General features: G+C 57.9%; 18 protein-coding genes and 5 pseudogenes. 14 read left to right on the forward strand and 9 right to left on the reverse strand.

The window, feature by feature from the left end; all coding sequences use genetic code 11:
* Window positions 1-212 precede the first annotated feature (212 nt).
* Window positions 213-1,124, forward strand: a complete 912-nt coding sequence (locus CN933_RS20885; protein WP_102762228.1) for a PhnA-like protein — start codon at window positions 213-215, stop codon at window positions 1,122-1,124.
* 493 nt (window positions 1,125-1,617) lie between these two features.
* Here the strand turns inward: CN933_RS20885 and CN933_RS20890 are convergent, their stop codons facing one another.
* Both CN933_RS20890 and CN933_RS20905 read right to left on the reverse strand, forming a co-directional pair.
* A complete protein-coding gene (locus tag CN933_RS20890) occupies window positions 1,618-2,814 on the reverse strand; it encodes a sensor histidine kinase (RefSeq protein WP_102762229.1) in 1,197 nt (398 codons plus the stop codon).
* Between the two features lie 1,037 nt (window positions 2,815-3,851).
* The gene (locus tag CN933_RS20905; protein ID WP_102762231.1) at window positions 3,852-5,606 is read right to left on the reverse strand and encodes a cation:proton antiporter domain-containing protein; all 1,755 of its coding nucleotides are present in this window, start codon (window positions 5,604-5,606) and stop codon (window positions 3,852-3,854) included.
* Window positions 5,607-5,810: 204 nt separating this feature from the next.
* Here CN933_RS20905 and CN933_RS32570 point away from each other — a divergent pair.
* Window positions 5,811-6,148 (forward strand): annotated as a pseudogene (locus tag CN933_RS32570) (transposase family protein); the annotation flags it as partial.
* Window positions 6,149-6,270: 122 nt separating this feature from the next.
* Complete coding sequence (locus CN933_RS20915) at window positions 6,271-6,612, forward strand: hypothetical protein (protein ID WP_102762232.1); 342 nt, start codon at window positions 6,271-6,273, stop codon at window positions 6,610-6,612.
* Between the two features lie 615 nt (window positions 6,613-7,227).
* Here the strand turns inward: CN933_RS20915 and CN933_RS20920 are convergent.
* Window positions 7,228-8,103 carry a LysR family transcriptional regulator gene (locus CN933_RS20920; RefSeq protein ID WP_102762233.1) on the reverse strand — a complete coding sequence of 292 codons (876 nt, stop codon included), beginning with the start codon at window positions 8,101-8,103 and terminating at the stop codon, window positions 7,228-7,230.
* Window positions 8,104-8,529: 426 nt separating this feature from the next.
* Between CN933_RS20920 and CN933_RS20930 the strand changes: the two genes are divergently transcribed.
* The 5 genes from CN933_RS20930 (at window position 8,530) to CN933_RS32575 (ending at window position 12,295) form a co-directional block, all read left to right on the forward strand.
* Entirely contained in the window at window positions 8,530-8,823 is a 294-nt protein-coding gene (locus tag CN933_RS20930) for a hypothetical protein (protein ID WP_245425107.1), read from the forward strand.
* Window positions 8,824-9,078: 255 nt separating this feature from the next.
* Window positions 9,079-9,669, forward strand: coding sequence for a type II toxin-antitoxin system RelB family anti-toxin (gene relB / locus CN933_RS20935; RefSeq protein ID WP_102762234.1), 591 nt, complete (start codon window positions 9,079-9,081; stop codon window positions 9,667-9,669).
* Window positions 9,662-10,891: a type II toxin-antitoxin system HipA family toxin gene (locus CN933_RS20940; protein ID WP_102762235.1), complete on the forward strand. Its 1,230-nt coding sequence runs from the start codon at window positions 9,662-9,664 to the stop codon at window positions 10,889-10,891. Before relB ends, CN933_RS20940 begins: the two co-directional genes overlap by 8 nt.
* A gap of 569 nt (window positions 10,892-11,460) precedes the next feature.
* Entirely contained in the window at window positions 11,461-11,844 is a 384-nt protein-coding gene (locus CN933_RS20950; RefSeq protein WP_102762236.1) for a DUF4112 domain-containing protein, read from the forward strand.
* Window positions 11,828-12,295, forward strand: coding sequence for a hypothetical protein (locus CN933_RS32575; protein ID WP_180980763.1), 468 nt, complete (start codon window positions 11,828-11,830; stop codon window positions 12,293-12,295). Before CN933_RS20950 ends, CN933_RS32575 begins: the two co-directional genes overlap by 17 nt.
* A gap of 493 nt (window positions 12,296-12,788) precedes the next feature.
* Here the strand turns inward: CN933_RS32575 and CN933_RS20960 are convergent, their stop codons facing one another.
* The 3 genes and pseudogenes from CN933_RS20960 to CN933_RS32415 form a co-directional block, all read right to left on the reverse strand.
* Window positions 12,789-13,979, reverse strand: coding sequence for a calcium-binding protein (locus tag CN933_RS20960; RefSeq protein WP_102762237.1), 1,191 nt, complete (start codon window positions 13,977-13,979; stop codon window positions 12,789-12,791).
* A 710-nt stretch (window positions 13,980-14,689) separates the two neighbouring features.
* A complete protein-coding gene (locus CN933_RS32410) occupies window positions 14,690-14,905 on the reverse strand; it encodes a hypothetical protein (protein WP_018099480.1) in 216 nt (71 codons plus the stop codon).
* A gap of 199 nt (window positions 14,906-15,104) precedes the next feature.
* Window positions 15,105-15,398 (reverse strand): annotated as a pseudogene (locus CN933_RS32415) (hypothetical protein).
* Between the two features lie 74 nt (window positions 15,399-15,472).
* On the opposite strand from CN933_RS32415, the gene CN933_RS20970 reads away from it, so the two are divergent.
* On the forward strand, window positions 15,473-15,772 hold the full coding sequence (locus CN933_RS20970; RefSeq protein ID WP_146032677.1) for a hypothetical protein: 300 nt from the start codon (window positions 15,473-15,475) through the stop codon (window positions 15,770-15,772).
* Window positions 15,773-16,346: 574 nt separating this feature from the next.
* Here the strand turns inward: CN933_RS20970 and CN933_RS20975 are convergent.
* Window positions 16,347-17,468, reverse strand: a pseudogene (locus CN933_RS20975) (IS110 family RNA-guided transposase).
* Between the two features lie 76 nt (window positions 17,469-17,544).
* On the opposite strand from CN933_RS20975, the pseudogene CN933_RS20980 reads away from it, so the two are divergent.
* The 4 genes and pseudogenes from CN933_RS20980 to CN933_RS21000 all read left to right on the forward strand — a co-directional run.
* A pseudogene (locus tag CN933_RS20980) lies at window positions 17,545-17,763 on the forward strand (transposase domain-containing protein); the annotation flags it as partial.
* Window positions 17,763-18,059: a hypothetical protein gene (locus CN933_RS20985; protein WP_102762239.1), complete on the forward strand. Its 297-nt coding sequence runs from the start codon at window positions 17,763-17,765 to the stop codon at window positions 18,057-18,059. The pseudogene CN933_RS20980 and the gene CN933_RS20985, both read left to right, overlap by 1 nt.
* 172 nt (window positions 18,060-18,231) lie before the next feature.
* A pseudogene (locus CN933_RS20990) lies at window positions 18,232-18,501 on the forward strand (hypothetical protein); the annotation flags it as partial.
* Between the two features lie 1,131 nt (window positions 18,502-19,632).
* Window positions 19,633-20,409 (forward strand): response regulator transcription factor, encoded by a 777-nt coding sequence (locus CN933_RS21000; protein WP_102762240.1) that lies wholly within the window; start codon window positions 19,633-19,635, stop codon window positions 20,407-20,409.
* Window positions 20,410-20,989: 580 nt separating this feature from the next.
* Here the strand turns inward: CN933_RS21000 and CN933_RS21010 are convergent.
* Window positions 20,990-22,435, reverse strand: a complete 1,446-nt coding sequence (locus CN933_RS21010) for a hypothetical protein (protein ID WP_102762241.1) — start codon at window positions 22,433-22,435, stop codon at window positions 20,990-20,992.
* 475 nt (window positions 22,436-22,910) lie between these two features.
* Here CN933_RS21010 and CN933_RS21015 point away from each other — a divergent pair, with 475 nt between their 5' ends.
* On the forward strand, window positions 22,911-24,407 hold the full coding sequence (locus tag CN933_RS21015) for a lipopolysaccharide biosynthesis protein (protein ID WP_245425109.1): 1,497 nt from the start codon (window positions 22,911-22,913) through the stop codon (window positions 24,405-24,407).
* 149 nt (window positions 24,408-24,556) lie between these two features.
* On the opposite strand, the gene CN933_RS21020 is transcribed toward CN933_RS21015, so the two are convergent.
* The gene (locus CN933_RS21020) at window positions 24,557-25,906 is read right to left on the reverse strand and encodes a nucleotide sugar dehydrogenase (protein ID WP_102762242.1); all 1,350 of its coding nucleotides are present in this window, start codon (window positions 25,904-25,906) and stop codon (window positions 24,557-24,559) included.
* Window positions 25,907-26,059: the final 153 nt, after the last annotated feature.

Consider the following 26,059-nt stretch of genomic DNA (forward strand, 5'->3'; position numbering starts at 1 on the left):
GACAGGATTGACCATTCGTGGTCGGTGAGTTCGTAGCGGCGGCGCGTCATTCCAAGGCTCCCTCATTCGGAAGCCTTGAATCATCGGCGCGACTAAACAACAAGTGGTTTTATGAGTTTACGACCTAGGTGAGCTTGCTCTCCACCGCGGCCGAGGAACTCTTTCACAGGTACTTAGTTTAGACAAGTTGCATAAAAGGGAGGAACACCATCATGAGCGATCCTGTCGCCGTTCATCAAACCCGCGAGACCGTTTACGCTCCTGATCTCTCGGCACATTCCGTCATCAACGAAATCTCTTGGGGAGCGGTGCTTGCGGGCGTCGCGCTCGCGCTTGCGGTCCAATTTCTGCTGAACCTCTTGGGCGTCGGCATCGGAGCCGCCGTGATCGATCCGACAACGAACGATAACCCAAACCCAAGCACTTTTTCGATCGCCGGCGGTCTCTGGTTCGTCGTCTCTGGCATAGTTGCGGCCTTCGTCGGCGGATATATCGCCAGCAGGGTTTCCGGCCGCCCTAGCAAAACGACGGGAAGTTACCATGGGCTGACGAGTTGGGCCGTCACGACATTAATCGTTCTTTATCTCCTTACCACCTCCGTCGGCGCGTTGGTGGGTGGCGCCTTCAGCGGACTGAGTAGCATCATCGGGGGCGTCGGCAAGACTGCCGCCACAGTCACCTCTGCCGCCGCACCGGCAATCGCCACGTCCGCGGATCCAATGGCGGACATCGAGCGGCAGGTCAGGAGTGCGACGGGAGGCAACGATCCGGCAGCACTCCGCGACGCAGCAGTCGCCGCTGTGCAGGCAGCAGTCACCGGCGACGAGGCGACCGCGGAAGAAGCACGAAATCGTGCTGCTGATGCCATTGCAAAGGCACAGAACATTCCGGTGGACCAGGCACGTACGCAGGTTCAACAATACGAAGAGAGCTACAAGGCCTCGATCGAACGCGCCAAACAACAGGCGACCGAAGCCGCGGATGCGGCCGCCACCGCAGTTTCTAGCGGGGCCATCTTGGGCTTCTTCTCCCTCGTTGTTGGCGCGGTCGCGGCTTGGTTCGGTGGTGCGTATGGAACGCCGCGTGCTCTGGTCACGACTGATGCCACGCGTCGTGCCGGCTAGTAAGTAGCCCCGATGTCCCCCAGCTGCGGGAGATCGGGGGTCGGAAACGCGTTTGGCTCCCCGCGCTGGAACGGGGAGGGCCGGCCGAGTGCTCACCATCAGGTGTCGGCGGCTATCAATGTTCCGTAAGAATTGGCGTAGTCGACTGGAAGAACTTCCGACCGGGAAAAGTCGCGGGTTCGTGATCGCTCCAGCCGACTCGAAAACGAGCGATGGAGCGATGCTCATCTCTTGTTTGGAAGGCATTCTGGTCTCTGCCGTGCCTAACTGGCAGCGGTTAAAGGATAGCCGGCTGGTAGCTCCACTTCTCCTGATTGGTCGGCCTAATTTAGCCCGCAAGTGCCGCTTCAGAGGTTGGGATTCCCGCCCGCTTCCAAAAGATAGTGAAGTCCTCTGTAACAGATCTCTTGATCAGAATCTGTGGGGCGCTCTTGCAGCATGGGCGCTCACATACGCGGATGTCAGCTTAATTTTCGAAGGTAGCTGGACGGTGCTACTGTGCGAGACGGGACAATGGCAAGATGATGTTCACTGATAAACCGGTCGGTCGCCAGTCATAGTTGAGGGTACCGCCGAATTGCCGGATCACAGTCGCCTCCACCAACGTGCTGCCGAAGCCCTTGGAAGCAGGAGGGGAGGATATTTCTCTCTCCCCCACTTCATTCCAAGTGATGCTCAGGTCGTCGCCGTTGATCTGCCAGCCAATGTCCACCCTGCCATTGTCGCCGCACAGCGCCCCGTATTTGGCCGCATTGGTCGCCAGCTCATGGAAGACTAGCGCAAGTCCGTTGACCGATTGCTCGCCGCATAAAATGGTAGGGCCTTCAAGAGAGAACCCGCTCTTGCCGGGGATTGCCGCAGGCTCGTGAGGCGCGATGACGATGCTTATTAGGTCCGCAAGATTGGAGGCCGCCCCTTGGACGTCGCTAAAAGATGGCTTCACCAAGGAATGGGCAGCGGCGAGCGCATGCAACCTGCCAGACAACAGCGCGACTAAATCATCCTTGCTGTCCGTGCTTCGGGCGCTAATGCGGATTATGCCATCTACGATCGCGAAAAGGTTTTTGAGCCTGTGGCTCATCTCTCTGGTGAGCAGTTCCTGCTGTTCAAGCGCCTGCTGGAGTTCCTGTTCGGATCGGGCCACCTTCAGTGCTATACCGATGAAATCGGCAAGCTCCTGCAGCGTGGCTCCGTGACCGCGGTGGAAATACCCGATCCTGTTGGCGACGACCCAAAGGGTGCCGAGTGGCTCCGTCCGTCCTATATATAGGGGAACGAGCAAAACCTCTGGCAGCGACAAGCCCGCTGGTATCCAGTTATAGACGCGTTCCGGATGGATCGCCAGTGTTGGTGCGCTGCGGTCGAGCGTAATGCCACACGGCGAGTAATCGCGGGGAGTAGTCGCCCCGTTGAACGGCGACAGAATTCCCTTCAGATTATGCCAGCGGAACACCGGGAACGACTCTGTCTGTTCGAGCAGGCTGACACCCGCGGAAATCGCGCCTGTCAGCTCCATGGCGAGTTCGACGAACTTTGGGAGCATTTCTCCAGGCGCATCGTGCAGGCGTCCGGCGAGCTGAAGTAGTGCGGCCTTCTCCTGCGCGGCATCGCCGCGTGGCACTGGCCGCTCACTCAGGTCGACCGTGTAGACCGCCGAAACGTCGGGCTTGGGCACCTTCACCGCTTCCATCTTCTCGCTTCTCTCTCGGTGCGCAGCCCCTCAAGCGTCATGGGTATCCTATTTACACGATGGAGGCAAAACAGCTGACATGGGCCAGTCTTCAAGACGCACCTGTTTGTGACGGTCATCAGCGCTCGCTTAACTGCCCCAGTGACGCCACTTGGGCACGTGTGGCATTGTGCAGGAGCTCGCGAGACGGTGCAAGCGCTTGCGCGCCAGCATGCGTGCTCGCTATGAGTCGCGGTCTTTGGCAAATCCCGAGCGATAGCGAAGCCAGGCTCAGCTCTTGTTCAAAATCCATAGCGTTCCGCCCCGGTGCGGAAACAGGAAGTTCTGCGCGCCGCGCAGTCCAACCGGCGCTTCCAATTTTGGATCAGTTTGGCAGTCGGGGACCAGAGCGGCACGCTGCAGTCTTTGCGCCCCCATGCCGTGCGGGTGCGCGACCGCCGATCGACGACGACCTTGCCGACCCGCAGACCGATGGCGCATTGCCTCGTCGAAAACTTCTGAATATTCACCAAAGGATCGCATAACATATTAAAGGGAATTGCTCGTCGAATCTGGCAATGGAGAGGCCGTTCGGTCGGACGGGAGAACAAGCGTCCACATTTGGCTGGGTCTCCTCCGGCCTCTGAAACCGCGGCGACCACCCGTGCGAGATCCCAACGCTCATGAACTGCTCGGCGATCGCAAGGTGTTCGCGCAGATGCTTGCAGTCGAGCAACGGTGTGACGATCGTTGGCCGCGGATCTTCATCGTGGCATGCGAGCGCTGCCTCGACGTCCAATCCAGATTGGCGTGGTCTGCCTCTTCGAGGTGCGATAGTCCGGTTTCTCCGACCAAGCGACCATAGCGACCCGTCCAGGACTCTGCGTCCGGGACGTTATAGAACACCAGTCTCCTGCGAATTTCGGCGGCACGGCGTTCAGAAGACAGCTTGCCACGTGCTTTCCGCCGTTCCCTTCAACTGCGCCAGAAGTTGAATGGCGGGGTCTCAAGTTCTGCTCACATTAAGGCGAGGGACCTGTCCGAAGTTCAGCGCAAGCTTATTCTGATATGCGGCCTGTTTGGCCTTCGTTAGGATTGGGAGCTGCGGATACATCGATGCGGCTCAAAATATGTTCCGAGATGCTCCGCGCGATTTCCCGCTCGCCCATGATGATGAGGTTCGCTCCCAACCTTGTCAGGTAATCGACCTCAGCGTCGGAATGCGCGCGGGCGATGATCTCGAGTGTCGGATTCACTGTGCGGGCGCGCTCGATGAGGTTGCCACTTTCGAACGGACTTGGAATGGCGCTGATCAACCATTTGGCTGCGCCAACGTTGGCCGCCTCAAGTAACCCGGGCTGAGCGGCATTTCCAATAATGACTTCGGCGCCAAGCGCCCGAAGTTGATCGGCAACCGCTTGCCGCTCCTCAATTATCAGGTAAGGCAACCGTGCTTTTTGCAACGTCTCTGCAACCAGGCTCCCAACCCGCCCATAGCCGACAAGGACAGCATGGTGGGTGAGACGGGTACCCGTGAGCTCGGGTGTGTCTGTCTTGCGGTCTTCTTGTACGGCGCCGACCGGCTCGCGTTGCTTGAGCCATGGCGTTAGGCGACCGAATCCGGCGAATAGAAGAGGGTTGATGAGAATGGACAGGATCGCTCCGGCAAGCACCAGGTCCCGCCCTGCCTCCGGAAGAAGCTTGAGTTCAACTCCCAGCGCCGCAAGTATGAAGGAGAACTCGCCGATCTGTGCGAGGCTGAGGCCGAGTGTCAGAGCTACAGGCAGGGAATAGCCGAACGTGATGGCGATCGCGGACGCGGCTGTAGCATTGCCAATCACGATGATCAGGAATGTTGCTCCGACGAGCAGCGGCTGCTCGACCAGAATCATGGGGTTGAACAACATGCCTACCGAGACAAAGAAGAGCACGGCAAATGCGTCGCGGAGCGGCAGCGTTTCCTGAGCGGCCCTTTGGCTCAACTGTGATTCGGCGAGGATCATTCCCGCGAAAAATGCGCCAAGAGCGAAGGAGACACCGAACAGTTCAGCTGCTCCGAAAGCGACTCCCAGGGCAATCGCCAGTACCGCGAGACGAAAAAGCTCTCGCGAACCGGTGTGAGCAACATAGTGCAGTACCCACGGAATGACGCGCCGGCCGAAGATAGCCATCGCCGCAAAAAATGCAGTCAACTTGGTCAACGCAAGTGCAAGCGCGCCGGACACAGTTTGCGGCTCAAGAAACGTGAAGAGGCCGCCATCGCCTGAACTCGGCCGAGTTGTGCTGCCGCCAAGACTGCCAGCGAAGGCCGGCAATAATACGAGGGCGAGGATCATGGCGACGTCTTCGACGACCAGCCATCCGACGGCAATACGCCCTCCATCGGTTTCGAGTTGTCGCTTTTCCTGGAGGGCCCTTAGTACCACGACCGTGCTTGCAACCGAGAGTGCCAACCCGAACACCACTCCAGCTGCAACTGGCCATCCGATCGCTTGCGACACAATGAACCCGAGCGTTGTCACCAGAGCCATTTGGCCGAGAGCCCCAGGAAGCGCGATAGTCCGCACGGAAAGTAAGTCGTGGATGGAGAAATGTAGCCCTATGCCAAACATCAGCAGGATAACACCAAGCTCGGCGAGTTGGCGCGCCAGCGATTGATCTGCAACAAAGCCAGGCGTAGACGGGCCGATCAAAACACCTGCCAAGAGGTAGCCGACCAGCGGCGATAGGTGAAGTCGATTTGCCACAGTGCCGAAAATGAAGGCCAGCCCAAGGCCGGCAACGAGGGTGGCAATAAGTGGTGTGTGAGGCATTTCTCCCAGTCCGGCCGCGTTCCATTAAGAGGCCAAGTGCAGCACGAGCATAGACATAATGGACTATGGCGCGAGTGTCTCGTTATCTTTCGCTCGAATATGTGAGGGTGCTTTCGCCGGCGTCGCGTACGGTTATATGACAATTTGGCGTGTGGGTTCGGCATAGGAGCCATGCTGAATAACCGAGAGGAGATCGCCATGTGCTACCTGATAGTCGATTCCACCATCATCCGCGCCCATCAGCACGCCGAAGACGCAAAAAAAACGGGTGAAGATCAGGCCCTTGGCCGCTCGCGCGGCGGCTTGAACACCAAGATCCACATGGCCTGCGCGGTCTCGGTCACAGGCCAGAAGGGCGATGCGCCGCAAGCCGACGCCAAGATCGAGGGCCTGCCCGCCGAGGTCGTCATGGCCTACACCGCGTTATCGTCTGCGCGACGCCATCGTCAACAAGGGCACTGTGCGGTGATTCCCAACAACCCGTCCGTGCGCAAATGTACCCGCTGCACAAGCATTTCTACGCCCAAAGGCACCTGATCGAAGCTGCCGACGTCCGGATGCTCCTTCGCTGGCGCCAAAAGACGGAAGTGGTTGAGATTAATTCGATGTTCAACCTTTAGGCATATCGTGCCGAGCACATTGGTTTAGACCTGCGTTTGTATTGATGAGCGAATTTCAGAACAAAACTATTAGACTTATGACGGTCTGCGACGGCGAGGCTTCAGTGACTGATCCTGCCCAGCGTCGGCAAAACCTTCTTTCGTCGACCCTGGAGCTCTACCGGGCTCTGGGAGGGTCTTTTGAGGATCTCGAGTCAGCCATTATGAAAGAGGAAACAGGCACCCTCCGGCGCCCCGACCTCATAGTGGGCGATCTAATGAAGGAACTGGCGGCTATCTGTCACATCTACGACATGGACATCATGCAGGCCGGTCACAACACACTCGACAAGCTGATATATGAGGAACGGTCTTTTCCAACGACGGAATTGGACCGGAGCATCTAAAGCAGCGGTTGGGCGCGCTCGTCAGCCGCTGCAACAGGTTTCGCTCACCTACGTCTCCGAATCGGATGTCACTGAGATCAACAAGCTTAAGGCGCATAGATGAAGCCCTGACCGTTTCCGGTCAGGGAATTTCGTTGGAACTGTCGTTCTGCAGTATGAAGCAAGGACACGGAAATACGGTCCGCCGCAAAGCCCACTACAAGCACTGGCAATGCTAGAGGGTGTGTCAAGGCATGGTCGATCTTATACGAAGGTACTATCCGTACCAGTAACAATTTAGGGGGTTTTGTATTCTTGTTTTACTTTGTCGAATTGACCGGAGTGTGCTTGTCCGGCGAAAACAGCCCAAGCAAAGGCTTTATCGACCGGCAAACGCTCAGTACCAAGCGTGCCCAACACCATGGGTCGACAGGAGGATCCGGGGACGCAACCCAGTCGGGCCGGCCTTCCTCGATGCGCTGGCCACCACGCACTAGCAGTGCTCGAGCGGCCGAGGCTGACGACGATCGCCTCGAGCAGCTTGCGTAACTCCGTCGACATCCGTCGCGAAAAGGCCGTACCGACTTCGCCGACATAGACGGGCGACCCCCTTGCGTGCTGCCATCCTGGTTCGGTTCAAAGGGGATCGCGCCCATTCGAACCCAAAAAGAGTGAGGCATTTGCAGCGAGCAGCGCCGAAAGTCGGTCTGCGACCGTGCGCACGGCTTCCCGGGCGCGTTCGTCGCCATGCAGGACCATCCAGAGATCATGCCCGAGCTCATCGATCACCCGCCCCGCCCGGACGAAGCCTGGATCGCTATCGCCGATGAAACATGGCATCACGCTGATGCCCGCTCCCGCCTTCACTAGATCGAACATCATCCGCGGTGAGTTTACCCAGTTCGTGATGTGCCGGCCCGGCTGTTCGAATGCCCACCTTTTCCACGGCTGGTTGGCGACGTCCGTACCCAGCGAAACCCAGTTGCAATGGCGCCGGTGGTCAAAACCTTGGGCGCAGTAGGGCGCATAGGCGACGGCGACGGAACGCCGGACCGCGACATTGCCCAACTGCGGCCGCTCCGGGGCGAGCCCAATGTCCACGTCGCGGTGTGTCAGGTCGATCGCGGCCTCAGTTGTCTTGAAACAAAGGCGAAAAGCATCGTGTGGTGTCCAAAGGTGCCGAAGGCTTGTTGCCGTGAAGCACGACACCGTGTTGTCCGAAAGAAGCCGTACGATCGGCATCGAATGCACCGTCTCTTGCCAATCGACAATGTCCTGCGCTGCTTCCTGCATCGCCCTCACGCGGTCCAGCAATATCTGCCCGTCCGGTGCGAGCTCGTATCCCGTCCGCGCCCTGACGAACAGCGCTCGTCCCGTGGCACGTTCCAGCGCCAGCATCCGTCGCCCAATGGTCGGCGCGCTGATCCCCGTCTTCTCAGCGGCACCCGCAAGCCCGCCTTGCTCGGCGACGTGCAAAAAGAGACGAAGATCTTCCCAGTTTTCGACTTTCATCCGGTTCGACTTTCATCCATGAAAGATGGCTTTCGTTCGCGCCTCTACAGTTGCATGGCCTCTCGAACCATCTTCCGGGTAACGCCAGATGCCCGGAGAAACGAGATGCTACTTGAATGGACGATCCTATATAGGGAGCTGGTAAGCCAACAGCGCAAAAAACGCTGCGACGCGTTCGCCGATCCACTCGACGGTGCCGAATGGGAAGGATTCGGCTGGCTCTTGAAATGGATCGCGAGGTCTGCGGCGCGCCGTTCGCAAGCCGGTGACCACAGAGGGAAGGGCACGCTCGATGAGACGTGCCGTGCGCAACCGTCCGCGGCGCCCTTGGGCTTGCCTACGCCTAGCCCGATCGGCTCTCGCGGCGCAATGGAGTGAGTCCGTCCTCCCGCCGCGATCTTACTCGGTCGGCTGCATGGTGATGTGGTGCGCGTCTTCCATGACGTCGGCATTGTCATCATTGAGCCCCTGCGGATCGCGTCCTACCTGGTCGGACATCTGGACGGGATGAACGATACCGGTACGCTCTGCGAAGTGGCGCCTGAGCTACCGACCGAGGATCATGCCTTTGTTATTGCCATTGGCCGGTTGGTGGACCAGCTGCGCACGCTATGGGGCACTCGGGGGAAATGGGAAAGCTACAATGCGCTGGTCGATGTCGGGGCGGTATGCTTCCGGCTTTTCGAGGAATTCGGCCTGCATGCGCGGCCGCAACCGTGACGGGCGAGCCTACATCAATGTCTCCTTTACAGCAGACACTATACCTGCAGGGTCTGCGCAGGTTGATCTGCTGCGCGCACGATGGGTGGCTATAGGAACTGATGGATATCTGTGAGTCCTAAGACTGCAGTCTGATATATAATTCTATATATATCATCGTTTTTGATACGGTTTTGTATATCGAGATTGCGTCGCTGTGATAATCCTCTTATATATTATCCTGTTGTTTCGCGTCGTGCGATACAGGATAATGATATGGCATATAAAACGGAGCATATAAGGCAGCAGCTGCGCGCTGCGCGCGAAGCGCAGAAGATGAGCCAGCGCGAGCTGAGCGCACGATCGGGCCTGACGCAAAGCCATATTTCTCAGATAGAACGGGGCACCATGGAGCCCGGGCTTGGCAGCCTAGTGGATGTGGCGCGCGCGCTCGACCTCGAGATCGTCCTTGCCCCGAAAAAACTGATGCCGGCAATGCGCAATATCCTCGATAGTGCATCGGCATCGAGTGATGTCGTGACATCCGACCAGCGCAAACTGGTGGGGCGCCTTGAGCGGTGGTTTGCGCAGCACAGGGGCGGGTTCGGTAGTGCTTCCGAGGCAGATACATTCAAAGATAGCCTCGCGCTCTTACGGCATCTTCCTCTGTCGGCCGAGGAGATGGACACATTCCACGAGGCGACTGCACGCCTCGACCGGTGGCAGGCTGATCCTCCGTCCCGTCAGGAGCTGAGCAGGATCGCACATGTCGTAAGACACCTTCGCAATGCCGCGGTGCACCGCGAGCGTGACGACGCGGTCCCTCGCTCGGCCTATGCGCTGGATGAGGAAGACGATAATGCCTAAGGTCACGGTACTCGATGTCAGGCTGTATGGGGAACCGGTTGCGACCCTGACGAATCTGCAGGACGGGCGCACCATCTTCGCGTTCAACGATGCTTATATCGAAGACGAAAAGCGGCCGACGCTTAGCCTGTCTCTGAAAGACCCGTTCGGGGCGCTCATCACGAAGTTCAGGCCGTACAACATGGTAGTCCCGCCCTTCTTCTCGAACCTACTGCCGGAAGGACCGCTGCGCAAATACCTCGCTGATCGTGCGGGTGTGAAGCCGTGGCGGGAATTCCTCCTGCTCTGGATGCTCGGCCGCGACCTGCCTGGGGCTGTGACGGTGCATCCCTCCGAAGGGGATGACGCGCCTCCGGATGACGGGCAGGCTATCGTCGAAGCGCGGCCGAACGCGCTGCGCTTTTCGCTGGCGGGTGTGCAGCTGAAGTTCTCGGCCTCTAAGAACGACAAAAAGGGCGGCGGCTTGACCATTCCGGCCGAGGGCACGGGTGGCTCGTGGATCGTGAAGCTGCCGTCTCAGCAATATAGCGGCGTGCCCGAGAATGAGTTCGCGATGATGACCATCGCCCGCATGATGGGTATGGACGTGCCTGAGCTCCAGCTGGTTGATCTCGACGCCGTAAGCGGTCTTCCGCAGGGGGTGGGTGAACTGCACGGGCAGGCGCTGGCGATCAAGCGTTTTGACCGCACGCCGGAGGGAGCGGTGCATATCGAGGACTTTGCGCAAGTCTTCGGCGTCTTTCCCGACCACAAATACGATAAGGGCAATTACCGGGTGATCGGCCGCGTGCTGGGGATCGAAACCAGCACGGCCGACGTGGCGGAGTTCATCCGGCGTCTAGTCTTCAGCACGCTAATCGGCAATGGCGACATGCACCTGAAGAACTGGTCGCTCATCTATCCTGATCGCCGCACCCCTGCGCTCTCGCCAGCGTATGACTTGTTGTCGACTATCCCTTACATCGAGGGGGAAGATACGGCGGCGCTCAATTTCTCCCGCACAAAAAAGATGGCAGCGCTGTCGAAGGACGAGCTGGCGCATCTGGCTGCGAAAGCGGAGCTTTCCGAAAAGCTGGTGATCGACACGGCGCGCGAGACGGTTGAACGTTTTAGGGCGGCATGGGATGCGGAAAAGAAAAACCTGCCGATGGCCGCCAAGGTCGCTGACACGATCGATACGCACGCACCGACGGTCGAGCTGTATCGTGAGTTCGCGAAGTAGTGCCTTGCGGCTTGGCATCAACTTACGAGCCTTGCTGTATATTCAAGGCTTAGCCCATCCAAATAGGATGACCGTTGGTTCGAATCCCATCACGCCAGGATTTTTGTCAACGGTTCATTCAGGTGTCATCGAGTTCTTCTTTGTAGCCGGATCCACGGTCTGAGCCCATAGCAACTACCGGCCCGTCCTCGGGCCTATGCAACTCACATCAGGTCGCCGTTCTCAGCGGCTGCACATTCTCCCGCTTTCGGGGCACGGGCTCAGGAGAACGGGGCCAAACTCAAGATCGGCGGCGCCAACGCGGCGTATTGCCTTCTGACTGCTGCGACCTCGCGCATCAGGACCAAATGCACGTTCTATCGACACCGCACCTGGACGCAGCTCAAAATCCAACCTCCATCCGAAGCGCTTCACCATCCGCACGGTCCCGGCGCTTTTGGCAAAGACGACCGCTTGGGAGGATTACTGCGATGGGCGGCGTCCACTTGAGCAGGCGATCAAGCGGCTCGGCAAGCAGAAGTCGGCCGCATGACATTTAAACGGCGGCGTGTTGGGACCACATAAGAAGTATGAAAAAGCAGACGATACCGATTGAGCAACTCGCACGCCTCCGGCGTATACGGGGCCTGGCCCGGCTTATGGACACGGCGCTCCGAATTCCCGGCACCCGCGTCTCGCTCGGCGCGGACTCCGTGCTCGGTTTGATCCCCGGCATCGGCGATTTCAGCGCTGCGGCGGTCAGCCTCTTCATCGTCAACGAGGCGCGCCGTCTCGGCGTGCCCAACGACAAGCTTCTCAAGATGCTGGTCAATGTGGGATTCGACACGGTCGCGGGGAGCGTTCCGGTGGTCGGCGACGTCTTCGACGTCTATTTCAAGTCCAACCGCCGCAATCTCCAACTGGTGCTCGACCACTTCGGACTCGATCAGGCTGACCTTGATCGATCGCGATGAAAAACGGCCGCCGGCCGGAACGGTCATAGAACACCGCGGCATTGTCCTGAACTTCGCGCAGGCCTTTGTAGAAGGCGTGGCGCTTCTCCACGCAGAAAAGGCCTTTTTATTTGTTCTATGCAGATCGATGCGGACCAAAGCTGGAGCTGCTCAGCGCATGGAGGCGAGCGAAACCACTAGCAAGTCGGCAGATGATGTTGGCCGTGGCCTACTGGGCTTCGGACCGTTACTGTTGTTCTGGCAACTCGTCTGGACGGATCACGGGCGTTCTTCCGACGTCAGGAGCGGGCTCGACCATTTCGGTGTCGCCGACTGTTGGCGGCTTCAGAACTCCGTCGCAATCATCAAGTTTTCTGTGAGCGTCCCCGATTGGCGACCGCACCCGGAGCGATGCGGCAACGCTCATTCTGCGCGCCAGTTCCGGGGTCATTGGAGAGTGCTGAAGTTGTGAACAGGGCGGCGATTGCAAGCAATGGGGCGGCGACGAAATCTCTGGTCAGCTTGTACCTCATAGGACTCGTCCTTCAGTTTAGGCGCCGCGGAGTTGCAGCCCTTCCGTGGCGATAGGAAGTTGGGATCTCTAGAAAACCCGAGCTCGCCAGCAATAGTTCCGCTGAGTAGCTGCCAAGCGAACGCCAGTCACAGACAGCACGTAATGGATGGAGCGGCCTATCGGAGGAACCATTTGGCGATCACCATTCGCGACGCGTTGCTGACGCCTGCGCTTAACCGGAGCGGCGAGCGTGCCGTTTGCTTCGATGCTACGCCGCTGATGTTCGCCTTGTGCTCACACTTGGCGCATAGGTAAGGCAAGCTGCTACCGGGCAGAGCAACAAGTCGGGCAGCCGTAGCACTGTACGGCGAGTTGATTGCCGAGCCATGTGCAGAGCAAACGTCAAATCGCCGCGCTGATGCTCGCGGCGCTCGAAGTTTCACCCACTCGATCAAGCGAATAGAAAATCGGCGCTGCTGAAATGCGAGGCGGCGAGGGTATTCGTCGGATCGTCGACATGGATCGACAGCGCATTGCCCGTCGAATCGTAGCCCTTCAACATCACGTCTCCGCTGGCCTCATTATACGCAAAAATTGTGCCGGCGGCGCCAGAGGCTGAATATTGCTTGATGCCTAATTTCTCCAGGACAAATAGATCCGTGCCGTCCTGGAAGTCCATCACGGAGTCCCGTCCGACGAGCGAACCCGCGCCCTTGAAGACGAAGCGGTCGGCATCGGCGCCACCCCACAGGATGTCGCTTCCGGCGTCGCCAAGCAGGGTATCTCTGCCCGCGTCGCCGCGAAGCGTGTCGTTTCCGTCTCCGGCAATGACAAGGTCGTTGCCGAGGCCGCCAGCAAGCACGTCGTCGCCAGCTTCGCCCGACAGGATATCGTCTCCGGCATCCCCGAATGCCCGATCGTTGCCGGCGCCTGCGGCAATCCGATCGTTACCGTTACCGCCGTGGGCTTCGTCGATGCCGCCCTCGGAGTCGAGCACGTCATTCCCATCACCGCCATCGAGGTAGTTGTTCCCGTCGCCGCCATCGACGATGTCGTCGCCGATGCCGCCATAGACCCGGTCGTTTCCGGATTGCCCCTTCAGGGCGTCATTGCCCTCTTCGCCGTAGATCGTATCGTTGCCGGCACCACCACCGACCGCCTGCTGCGTCAGCTTGCCCGTTGCGGGATCAATGCGGTTGTTGAAGCCGTCGTTTCCAGAGCCGGCATAGATGATGTCGTCTCCCGCTCCGGCGTCGATGTATTCCTCGCCGGCGCCCCCATAGATCTTGTCGTTACCGGCACCCGCCAGGACGTGGTCATGGCCATCGCCGCCGTTGATGATGTCATTGCCGTCTTCGCCGGAAAAGATATCGTTGCCGAGCCCGCCGATCAGCGTGTCGGCGCCAGCGCCGCCGTCGAAACTGTCATTGCCGTCGCCGCCTTCCGCGTAGTCATCACCCGCTCCGGCCTTGAAAAAGTCGTTGCCAAGTCCGCCATAGAGCCAGTCGTTGCCAAGCCCGCCGTCGAGATAGTCGTCACCGGCATTACCCCAGAGGTAATCGTTCCCATCATAGCCACGAAGCGCGTCCGCAAGATTTGTCCCCATGAGCCTGTTGGCGACATTGGTTCCATTGATGTTCATTCGTTTATCCCCTGCTATTCTGCCGTGGGTTGCGAAGGTCGAATGAGGCAACGGTGACATGCCTTGCGAGCGAATTGCGCATTTGCAAGCAAGCCATTGCTTCTACATGATGAAAATCGATCCTAGTTGGTCGGGAAACGGAACGTGAGGTCCTTGAGCGCCCATTTCCGGTCGCCAAGGAGACCGTCGATATAGGCGTTACCAGTCGTTTCATAGGTCGCCGTGGCAGGCATTGTTTTTCCAGGCTCGCGGGATTGAAAGTCAGTTCAGTACCCCGAGCTCGATGCCCCGAGATCTGAAACGCAGCTACCTTATAGCTCAGCTGCATTAACATCTTAATTCGGCCTGATGGGGGGAAAGGCAGACCAGATGGCTTAGACCTGATGGATAGTGCCCGCCCCTGTATGTGGGCCGGTACGATCCAAATCACGGTGTGACCAAGCGAGCGCCCAACGCAATTGGCCGTATGCGCCGCCTAGACCATTAATTGCGCGTATTTCTGAGTATTGAGGTTTTCGGCAGGAGCTGGAGATTTGGCAAGGCGAATGGCTAAGAATTGTTGGGCGATGCGAAATTGTCGAACCTCGTCGTGGAGACCGTGATTGTCCAACGGTCAGAAGGCACGGATTGTAGCGGAGAGCCTTCACCCGGTGAGCGGGTTGTTGATGTTCCGCGCGTCATGATTTCATCATCCAGGGACGGATTGCCTGTTAGTCGCCGTCAGGGGCTGCCCATTGCAGCTGGAATAGGATGCTGTCGTCGCGTGACGGGAACCAGCAGTGGGCATCGAGGCCAGCTGTTTTTGCCTCGCCGCTTGGGTCCTTTAGAACGTAGCACCCCGCATACGTCTTCACGGACTTGCAAAGCCTCTCCAGATCCGAATGGCGGATGTTTCTGACGAGAACTGGCTGAAAGAATTCTTCCATTGGTCGCTCCCCTGCGATCCGGTCAGCAGAGAACATTAACGAAAGCTAATAATGGAAAGATCAAGGCAGAGGGGCGAATAAAGTAGGTCTCCTCGATTTAACGGCTAAGTCTTCGTTCTCCTGGACCGAGATGCCGCCCGGAGACCAACTCGCGACGAGAATTGACGTCGCGTGTGGTACCTTTGGACGATAGTCGTTCTCACTGAACTCCCATCCGCATGTGAGAGAGGGAAACTGGCGATGGCCGCAGCCAAACCTTCCGCTCGATCCGGCCATTGTGATGCACCGGAATGTCCTTGCCGGCATTTCCCGTCGGCTACTCCCGCTTTTTTGTCTGGCCGCTTCGTGCCGGAGGAGCATCTGCGTCTTTGGTGCCGGGTTCGGCGGCTTGATCTGGCAACGGAACGGGTTCGAAATCCATCTCCGGTGGCACTGCCTTCTGCCGGGATGGCGTCTGCTGTTGGGTGAGTTTGCCGTCTTTGGGATCACTCATCGTCGGATTCCTTTCGTGACCCGGTCTCAACCAACCGCATCCGGTAAGGTTCCGCGCAACGGGGAGAGCGTATGATGGCCTACCGCACCGCCAACTCCATCCATCCCGATCGGACGGAAGTCTACGCGCTTCTCATCGCTATGGCGCAGATGCGGACGGCATTCGCCAATCTGCCGATGCCGCCAAGCGGCCGCATCAGATCGCCAATGCGCACATCGCCCATGCTTGCGGCACCTGTCACTCAAGGTGGCGTGAAGATCAATCGCCGGCGCGCACTCGTTGCCGATAGCGCTCCCGATCCTCTTCTGTTGCTCCTGTTGAGAGGTCTTCACCCATTTGCAACCGCTGTGCGACCGCAAGCCATGGTCGACTAGGGTTCTCTTGGGTCCAGAGGATCTTTGCTCGCCGTTCTATCTCGCGATCGTCCACTATCGCCTCCATCGGACGTGGTGACTTTAACACGGCGATGTGGCGGGAACGTGCCTGCCTTGATGGATCCTTCATAGAACCATGGCTAATCCGAAATATTCAGACGAGGTAAAATGCGTTGTCGACGCTCTTGATTGTTCTTATCGCCCGGCCGTCGTTGCAGTTATCAGTCGGGCGGAATTCTAAGTGCGGCCGGCTGCTGCGTCGCAGCTCATGGTAAGGCCACCACGGAGCGTAGACGTCGCGGGGAACGCCGGCAATCGCAGGTAAACTCCGCACTTTGTCATGGACGGCGCCCCCTATAAGGGTTGCTTCACGGTCGGGATGGGTCAGGGCGCCGAGTCTACTCGACGGTTGCCCAAACTCTTGTCCTGGGATTGGCTACCCAATGGTGACGATGCGTCGGAAGGCTGCCTCGATCTGGCTGCGGACATAGGTCGGCCCGTCCAAATTTTTGCCCGAGGTTTCCTTCTCCGCTCTCGGCGCCCTGATTCTTCCCGATCCTTGATGGATGCGGCTTTACGCTGCCGGTGACGCCGTTGCGGCTTCCGTTCGACAGGCGACGTCCCAAAGAAAACCGACCAGTTCTCGAGCAATCGCAGTGATGGCGACATTGCTTTTTTTCCCCGATCCCACCAGCTTCCGATAACGCGTGTTCAGCCGAACCTGCGCTTTCCATGCAATGTCATTCATCGGCTGCGGGATCTCGGGACGGCGCTTGTGTATCCAGTTTCCCACCTTGACGCTCCCGCGATAACACCAAGCCGCTTCAAACAACAGGGCGCGCAAGGCGGAGTTGCCTGTCTTGGTTATTCCGCGCGATCGGATGGATCCGCCGCTCGAGTGCTCCCCCGGAACGAGGCCGAGATAGGCCATGAGTTTGCGGGGATTATCGAACCGCGAGAACATCCCGACCTCGGCGACAAGCGTTGCCGCAATGACAAGGCCGACACCCTTGAAAGCCTGCAAGTTCAACACCGTGCGACCCAGCGACCAAGTTTGTGAAACCAGCGCGATTTGCTCTTCCAGCTCCTTCTTGCGGGCTTCGGCCTGTTCCAGGCGATTGAGGTAGCTTTGAAATGCAATCTGCTGCGCTTGATGAGAAAATTGTCGATTACGAAGCCATGTCCGATGTCTGGAGGTCCAGGACTTGGCCGGCTAGCGCAGATCGTGCTTCAACAGAAACAGCTGAACCAATGTGCGAGCCTTGCGCGCATCGTGGAACGCGACGGAACGCGCGCGCACCAGATCTCGCATCGCCTCATGCACCGGGTCCGGCACCCAGACCGATGTGAGTTCGCCTGCACGCAACAACCGCGCGAGCATTACGGCATCGCGGGTGTCGTTCTTCTGGCGGTTGCCCGGCCGCACGGGGGTATGGCTTGGCGCGACGACCCTGCAATCAAAACCAAGCCCCTCGATCTGTCGGAAGACGTTATATCCACACGGGCCGGCCTCGTAGGCGAACTCCAGGAGGCCGTGCCGATCTCCAAGCTTCCTCACTAGCTTGGAGATCGCGTCTGGTTCGTTTGCGATCGTACCAATGAGGCGAACCTCACCCGACCTTCCCGCTTCGGCAAGGGCCATGGAAATAGAGTCCTTATGGACGTCCAGTCCAATATATGCATCGTAATCACTCATGACGGATACATCCTTCTCCCGACCGAAATGGCCGCCGGCCATGCTGCCCTCAAAGCACGCCTTCGCAAGAAGAAATGGTCATAGCATCTGGCTCTTCGCTGGCGCTGACACCGGCGCGGAGACCCTGGCGCGTGCCATGACGATCATCGAGACGGCCAAGATGAACGGCATCGATCCGCAGGCCTATCGGGCCGACGTGCTCGACCGCATTCACGATCACAAGATCAATAGGCTCGACGAACTGCTCCCGTGGAACTGGGCACCTGTGGCAATCATCTGCGCCGAGGCCGCCTGATGGCTACGGTCACCTATGTCTTCACGATAAACGACGTCGCGAAAAAGCTTGGAGAGGACCCTGAACTCCTTCAGGCGATGGTCAGCAACGACGACAATCTCTCCTATGGCAGTATCATCAGCGTCTACGATGGCACAGACGAGGCACTCACCGCTCTCACTGACGATGGGGTTGACGAGCTGAGACAAATGCTCGCCCATGCTCGCCGCACCGCTGACGAATGGAACGACTTCCTCGAAGCCTTCGTCGATGACGAAGAGCTCATCGCGCGCATCAAAGCGAAATCCCCGCGGTAACAACGTAACAACCGGGCGGTTACGCCTCTTGCGAAAGCTTTGCGTGGAAAGATGATTGCGATGGTCAGGGCCGCTGGAGGGCGCTTCAAGCGTTTCGAAACAATAGGGAAGGCACCGTGAAGGACCGTACGCGTGAAGCGAACGGGAGGCGGCCTTCCCGCGTTTTGGAATTATAGACGAAGACGCGAATGACAGAGCTCCCGCGCCACGTGTTGGAGCAACGACTGAGTTGCCGCACGACAGGGGACGGTGGCCCGGTTTCGGGAAGCGTTCCCTCGCGCTCGCTGGAGCGACCGTCTGAATGCCTGTTCGTACCCGGCCGCACAGCTCAAAAACGCATTAGCCGCTGGCTGGCCGAAATGGAAGCGGAAGCCGACGCGTTTGCCGACGAGAAGGCAGGGATGCCTTCGTATTCAATCCGTTCGAGAGCCGATATCTCAAGTTCTCAAGTCAGCACCTGCATCGTTCGAAATCCGTTTTTTCTCGTCTGCGCAGCCTGAACGAGGAATGACTCTAAATAGGGGCTGGGCTGCGCCGTCTAGAGTGCGTTGCGCAGACGCTCTGTGCGAATTCTCAGCGGCCGAGCCGATAGCTGCAGGTGGAACTCCCAGTCGTGATCCCTGACTCTGCTTCATGGGGTATCCGTGGGCGGCCGGCGCCGTCATGGGTGTCTTTTCGTCGACGCCCGTTAGCGCTTAGTTTTTGAGGCGAGGACGACGTAGACGGCATTTCCAGCCGTAACAACGGCGTCAGCCGCGTCATCTGAGATTTCGATATCTGAACTTGCCCTCGATCATTCAATGGTGCCCGCAACAGAAGCGAGGCGGGGCGCGACTTTGCAGTCTCAAAGACGGAAACAGGAGCGCAATGCCTTCCTATGGCTTCCTGATGAGCTTCCTGATGAGCGGGGCGCCTAACATACTCCTACAAAAGGTGAATAGGCGATACCGTGCTTACCTCGAAGATGGTAGCTATGCCTCTCATTCGGTAATTGCCAAATGGCGCCCCCCATCACTTAATTCGAGGGTTAAGGTGATTAGACCTGACGGTCGCATATTATTTTGAGGAGACGAAACGACATCCACCGTCGCCGGTGTGGAACAGTAGATGTGCAATAGCGTGTGACGTTCCCCCTTTGTCGCGAACCCGATCTTCTTCGACGTGGGCTGTTGAAAGACGTGGTTTGCCGACCAATCGGCCTTCGTTGATGGGAGACGATTTGCCCCGCGGCGTCGGCCCGGCTGCATGCGCCATTTGCCAATTGGATCAACATGGCCGGAATAGTGCTGATCCGTTGGGACAGCAGAGGACTCCAGTTCCAAATGTAAATCGTGCAGGCAATTCGTCATGACGTATGCCCGCGATCTCTGTTGATGTGTTCTTCAGGACCATCTACTGGAAGATTGTATTCGTTCTTTGATCGATAACTAATTTTCGAAGAATTATGGTCCGAGGGAATAAGCCGAAGCTCGCGTAAAACATTTATAGTAAAATTTCGGTCGGAAATTACTTCCTTGGTCCGTGCAGTTCTTTGGCAAATATATCTGTCTAGCGGTACCAGAGGGAATCGGCAATGGCTTCATCAATACCGGATTTAGGGAAAGTGTCGGCATTCACGAATGAGCCGCATCGCGCGAAAAGTGCCTCGCCAGCGGCAAACGAAGGGAAAGAGCAGTCATTCGAAAACGCAGACAAGCCGTGCTTGCTTGTCCTTGATAGTAGGGCGTTAGGTCGCGAATGCCTGGCCAGAACCCTCATTAATCACGGTATAGGGATGGCTGTTGCCGCCTTCGGATCGATTGACGATTGGCGGGAGATGAAGGGCAACCGTCCCCCCATTGCAGCCGTCCTCCTCAATAGCGGTGCGCGCAAACTCGGCGAGATTGAGACAGAAATTCCTAGGCTCGCATCCGAGTTTCGCCCCGCACCCGTCGTTGTCCTGTCCGACAGCGACGACATCACCCAAATCTTGCGGGTTCTTGAAAGCGGCGCGCAAGGCTATATCCCGACATCTGTCGGCGTGGACGTGTGCATTGAAGCGATCGGTTTGGCGATCGCGGGCGGCGTCTTTGTGCCGGCGAGCAGTGTTCTCGCGGCACGCCACCTGATCGCGACTGAGAGGCAAGAAGTTTCGCCGCTAGTGGGGATGTTCACCGTACGTCAAGCGGAAGTGGTCGAGGCGCTACGAAAAGGCAAGGCGAACAAGATCATAGCCTACGAACTCAAGCTCCGCGAAAGCACGGTCAAGGTCCATGTGCGCCATATCATGAAAAAACTGAAGGTTACCAACCGGACCGAGGTAGCTTGTAAGCTGAACGGCCTCTTTTCAGGCGATACACCCACCTCCTGAGCCACTTAGTCCGTTCAGGCCGATCGTACGCGCTTGCACAAGGCTGCGCTGATCCAAATAGTTAGGCAGGACTGCGCAATGAGCCTAACAGAGCGGCCAGTGTGTATTCCTTAGCGTCATCGCGCATCCGTGGCGTTGAACAAACATTCGCGCACAGGACGTGTCAAATGTTCAAATGCAACGATTTTGATGCCCAACAAAGGCCGATCGCCCGATCGCCATCCCTCATCGGTCGACCAGGCCTCTCATCTTAGCCCAAGCCGGCAAGCTGTCGAGCAACTGTTCCCCAGTTCCCGCCACAACCCAACGACAAACGACTGACCCTAAGCCACTGATTGCTCGGAGGGCTCGTGTCCAGGCACTATGAGACCTGAATGGAGAGGGATATGCACTCGATCCTGGAGCCGAACAGGTCGTTGCTCCAGGCGGGCGAACGGAAGTCAAGAGGATTTGGTCGTCCCGTCGGAAAATAGAGGAGTCCGCACCGCGACGGTGAAAATGGCTTTTGGTGAAGATGGTTTTTTACCGGAATGTAATAGCCCGCGCGGCAGTCCGCGCGGCAGTCCACCTTTTAAGCACATCAATACGCGGCGGGTCGGTAAGCGAGAGGCTCAGGCTGACCAAGCCGTATGGTGCGCATCCTGGCATCCCTGCTTCTGCGGGCATTCACTCTGCTCGTCGAGATCACGGCAAGTGCAATGAAGAAAATCATGCCCGGATCGGCACTCCCAGCACCCAAAGATCCAGCGACGACGGAACCGATCGCGCAAGCCTGCACGCTCGATATCACCGCATTTGCTTCGGGATGAATGTGCCCCTTTAGGCTTCCCATGCCCCTGAGTATAACCAGCAGCAGCGTCACCATCATAGCCCCGCCAACGAGGCCAAGCTGCGAAGCCACTGCAATCGGCCAGCTGGAGGCACGCGAACTGCCCAAGCCGACGCCGAGACCACCCGTCTCGACAAAAGCCTGGAGGCTCTTAATATTCCAGTAGGCACGCTCCTGACCGGACGCGGAACTGGCTTTGTTGAGAACCATGGAATCGATCAGATGGACAAAAGGCGCGAAGAATTCTTCATCGTACTGCACGACTGCCATGACAGTGACGGCTGCGAGCGCAAGCAACGCGATGATCAGGATCTCGTCCTTGTCCATTCGGCCGGACAGAAACGACCACGAAATGGAAAGTGCCACGGGAATGCTCAGTACGACTAGGCCGACATAGGCAACAGAAGACGTGGAAAGAAGCAAGAGGACGAGTAAGAGGAAGGCCAGTGCCTGAGCCACGCGTGACTTTGTCTTTCGCCAATAAACGTAACAAAATGAGAGGCAGACCAGTGAGCCGCCGCCGAAGGACGATGCCTCGGATGCGGCCCCAGTAATGCGCCAAAAGCCATTCTCGATGACCTCGGTAAGCATGGCGTAGCTGGCCGTGCGGATAGGCGACAGGATATCGCCGGCTCCAGCGACCTTGCCCAGCAGATCAAGGAGTCCGAAAACGACGTGAACACTACACCACAGAAGAAATCCGCGTCGGATACTCTCCAACCTATTTTCTTGCAGGAGTAGGACGCATAAGGCGATGGCGGTGAGGCCGCCCAGAACAAAATACCCGGTTTGGGTAATGTTGCCCGAGACCGGCGCTAGCGGAGCCTCGATGACCCCGCGCCTCATGGCTGCCTGAACGAATACGCTCGTCTGTCCCGCAAAAAAGCGCGGAAACAACCATGCGCCGACCACGGCATAGAGCATCAGGCTCGTGAGCACCCAAACCGGTCGAATTTTGCCGAACACGTGACCAAGGTCCCGCCACATGCGCCGTCTGCTGACAACTGCCGTTATCAAAAGCGCGGCGAAGAAGGTGTATATGAGCGGTGACGAGCCTCCAATCGCGCTCAGAGTCATAACTGCAGTGGCACCGAAAGCAAGCGAGACGATGAGGCCAATGATCAATGGAGCGCGGCAATAATAGCCGATCACCAATATCCCCGCACAGATTAAAAGGCCGACGAACGAGATCTGCATGGGCTGCCGGTTCCAACTCTGCAACGCAGACCGAAGGCACGCGAATTGGTCGCAACTTGCCTCATGCAATCCTTGGCAATTGTTGCGCGGAATGCAAGGGCGTCAAACGGAGTAGGGACCTGCAATGATTTGGTGGCCTTTTCGCTTTAGGTCACCTCCGCCCGCCGAGGTCTGCCGACGACGAGCCCATCGCCAAACGCCACTGCACCTCAGCGAACCTATGCAAATATGCCGATGGTTGCGAGGCTGCTTCTCCCGTCTGTCCGGTTTTCCTGGTTCGCGCCACATGCGATGGCCCTGCGAAAGGAGTGGGAGGGTTTACGCCCTCCCCAAAATGGAGAGATTTGCTTTCATCCCCCGGGCCGCTAGCCTGATCGCATACCGCAACTACGGAATTCGGTAAGTGGCCGCGGACTTGCATGTACCAAACCGGATCGGGCGAACAGCACACGCCGTAAGGAGATGATCCGCATCCATGCAATTTGACCTCCAAGATCAAGATCCCGCGAATGTCCAAGGATCCGAGATGACTTCGCTAGGCAAAAAGGTTGTCAGCAGCGCGGCATGGGCAGCCGCCGAGACATGGGGCCGTCAGGTGGCCATGTTCGCCGTCTTCATCATTCTGGCTCGCCATCTGGGTCCGGAGGAATTCGGCCTCGCCACACTCGCCATGGTTGCTCCAACTATTCTAGCAACGGTCGTGACGAGAGGGATACCTGATGCACTTGTACAGCGCGCGGAGATCGAGCCCATTCATGTGGATTCAGCGTTCTGGCTGCTTGTTGCGACCGGTGCAACGCTGAGCGCTCTCATCTGGGGGTTCGCCGGAGTGGTCGCCGAGCTCTTCGGCGAACCGCTTCTCGAGGGCCTTGTGCGCTGGACCGCCATAATTGTCGTGGTTCAGTCCTTGGCGGCAGTTCCAACAGCGGTCCTCAAGCGTGAGCTGAATTTTCGCCTCTTCACACTGCGCACATTGACCGGAACGATGGTTGGCGGAACCGTGGGTTTGACCATGGCGATCGGCGGCTACGGCATGTGGAGCCTGGTCTTGATGCAGGTCGCAAAAGCGATTGTAGAAACAACGGTTATTCTTCTCGGCAGTTCGTGGCGGCCCCGCATGGCGTACTCTTACGCACGTTGCCGCGAATTGTTCGGGTTTGCCGGCCCCATCGTGGTCCAAACTCTATGGACCTTCGTGAACGAAGAGATTCCAAAAGTCATCCTTGGCCTGTTTTTCGGGCCTGTTGCTGTTGGCGTTTACGCCATCGCCCGTCGCCCCCTTGACCTTTTGGGGGAGTTCCTACTCGGTCCTTTGGCGGCGATAACGATGCCCGCCGTGGCCAGAGTTCAACGCGAACCGGACAAGATCGATCACTTCTTCAACACAAGCGTGCGGATGGCCGCAATTGCTGGCTTTCCCGCCTTCGTGGGCTTTGCCGCGATCGCGCCTGTCGCCGTTCCCTTGGTCTTTGGGCCACAATGGACAAGCGCCGTGGTCGCCGTCCAGATCCTCATGATATTGGGATTGCAGCGTACGATCGACAGCTTGTGTGCGTATACGATCCTTGCGCTCGGGCAATCGAGTTTGGTCCTGAAACTAAATATGATTTACACGCTTTTCAGTCTCGTCCTGCTCACCGCCGCAGCACAGATTAGTCTGGAGGCAGTAATTGCTGCGCTCGTCGCCTGTAATTTGCTCCTGCTGCCGGTCTTTCTCTTCTACGTACAGCATACCGCTCATATCGACGTGTCGAAGCCATTGGCAATCTTCCCGAGATTGGCGGGCGCGGCCGCACTCATGTTCGTGATCGTTAGTGCATGGTTGCTGGCCGCCCCGGATGATCTCCCGCAGGCTGTCACAGTGGCAGCAGGGATCGCGATCGGCGCTCCCATCTATATTGCCGCAGCCGTCCTGCTGGTGCGTGCGGACCTGCTCAAAGTCCGCGACATGCTTCTAAGCCTTCGCGAATAGGAGCAACCAGATCATCGGAGAAAATGGCAGCGCTCTCACAAGCACACTGACCAGGTCCCCGCGGCGCTTCCCGGTACCTACCTCGAACCGGCGGCTTGTCAGAATACAATTCGCTGACGCTATCCCACGGAGCCTTGCAGTCGGGCAGTTTATGCTTTTACTACATTAGGGGCGCTCACATGGAAGCGTGCACAGACATTTCTGGTGTCGACCACCAGCTTTGCACCTTCAACGACGGTTCTCCAATCAATGGCATCATGATCTGTCGTGATGACAATGGCATCAAACGAGGCCAGGCGGTCGGCTGAAATATCCACCGAGCGCCGACCTGCTAACGCGGCATACTCTCTTGTGGCGGGAATCTCAGGCACGTAAGGATCGTGGTAGTCAACGACTGCGCCCCGTCGCTCCATCAGGTCGATTAGCCTCAGCGCCGGGCTCTCTCGTGTATCCCCCACATTCTTCTTGTAAGCCATACCGATCAATAGGATCCGAGATTCGTTCAAGCCGCGGCGGGCTTTGCGGTCCAAAGCCTCCACAAGGCGGTCAACAACGTAGTGCGGCATGTTCGTGTTGACCTCTCCAGCTAATTCTATGAAGCGCGTTGCTACTTCGTACTCGCGAGCCTTCCATGTCAGGTAGAACGGGTCGATGGGGATGCAGTGGCCGCCGAGACCTGGTCCTGGGTAGAACGCCATATATCCAAACGGCTTTGTCTTGGCGGCTTCGATCACTTCCCAAACATCGATGCCCATCCGGTCGAAGATGACCTTCAGCTCGTTGACCAAGGCAATGTTCACGGAGCGAAAAATGTTCTCCGTTAGCTTGACCGCCTCCGCGGTTGCGGTTGAAGTCACGGGAACAGTCCGCACGATAATCTGGCTGTACAGTGCTTGCGCAATTTCCAGTGAAGACGGATCGTCGGCGCCGATCACCTTCGGAACACTGGTGGTAGTGTGCACTTCGTTTCCGGGGTCTTCGCGCTCGGGCGAATATGCAAGAAAAAAATCCTTTCCGAGAACAAGGTTCGTCGCTTCCAGCAGCGGCCGCACGATTTCTCGTGTCGTGCCTGGCCAAGTGGTCGACTCTAAGACGATAAGTTGCCCAGGACGGAGCCGGTCAGCGATGGCCCTTGCGCTGTTTTCGACAAACGACAGGTTTGGCTCCCGATTTCTGGTAAGCGGCGTCGGAACCGCTATCAGGATCGCATCAGGCATGCTCAACGCAGAGAAATCGCTCGTGGCGCGAAACCGCTTGCTGTCAACAGCCTGTTGGATGGCTGGGCCAGGCAGATGCTTTATTCCGCTTTCGCCGCGGTTAAGCAGCGCGACCCGCGACTGGTCGATGTCGAAACCGATAACCCTGAACCCCGCCTCAAGCGAGCTCAGAGCGAGCGGCAATCCGACATATCCAAGCCCCATGATGCCGATCGTGCAGTCCCGCGTCCGGATGCGGTTCAGCAGTTCTTCGGCATCAGGACCAGTGTTCATGTGTTGCATATGCTTTCGTCCCCATGTCGAAAATGGAGCATCGTCTCAATTATTGCAGTGAAGTAGTTCCCGGCAATCAGCAAATTGGATGTATTCTGCGAGGCGCTCTACATCTCAAAAAAGTTGAGTTGCGCCAAAAGGAGAACAGTCGAAATGCTTATC

The sequence above is a fragment of the Sinorhizobium sp. M4_45 genome, from assembly GCF_002885915.1.
Lineage (GTDB): Bacteria > Pseudomonadota > Alphaproteobacteria > Rhizobiales > Rhizobiaceae > Sinorhizobium > Sinorhizobium meliloti_A.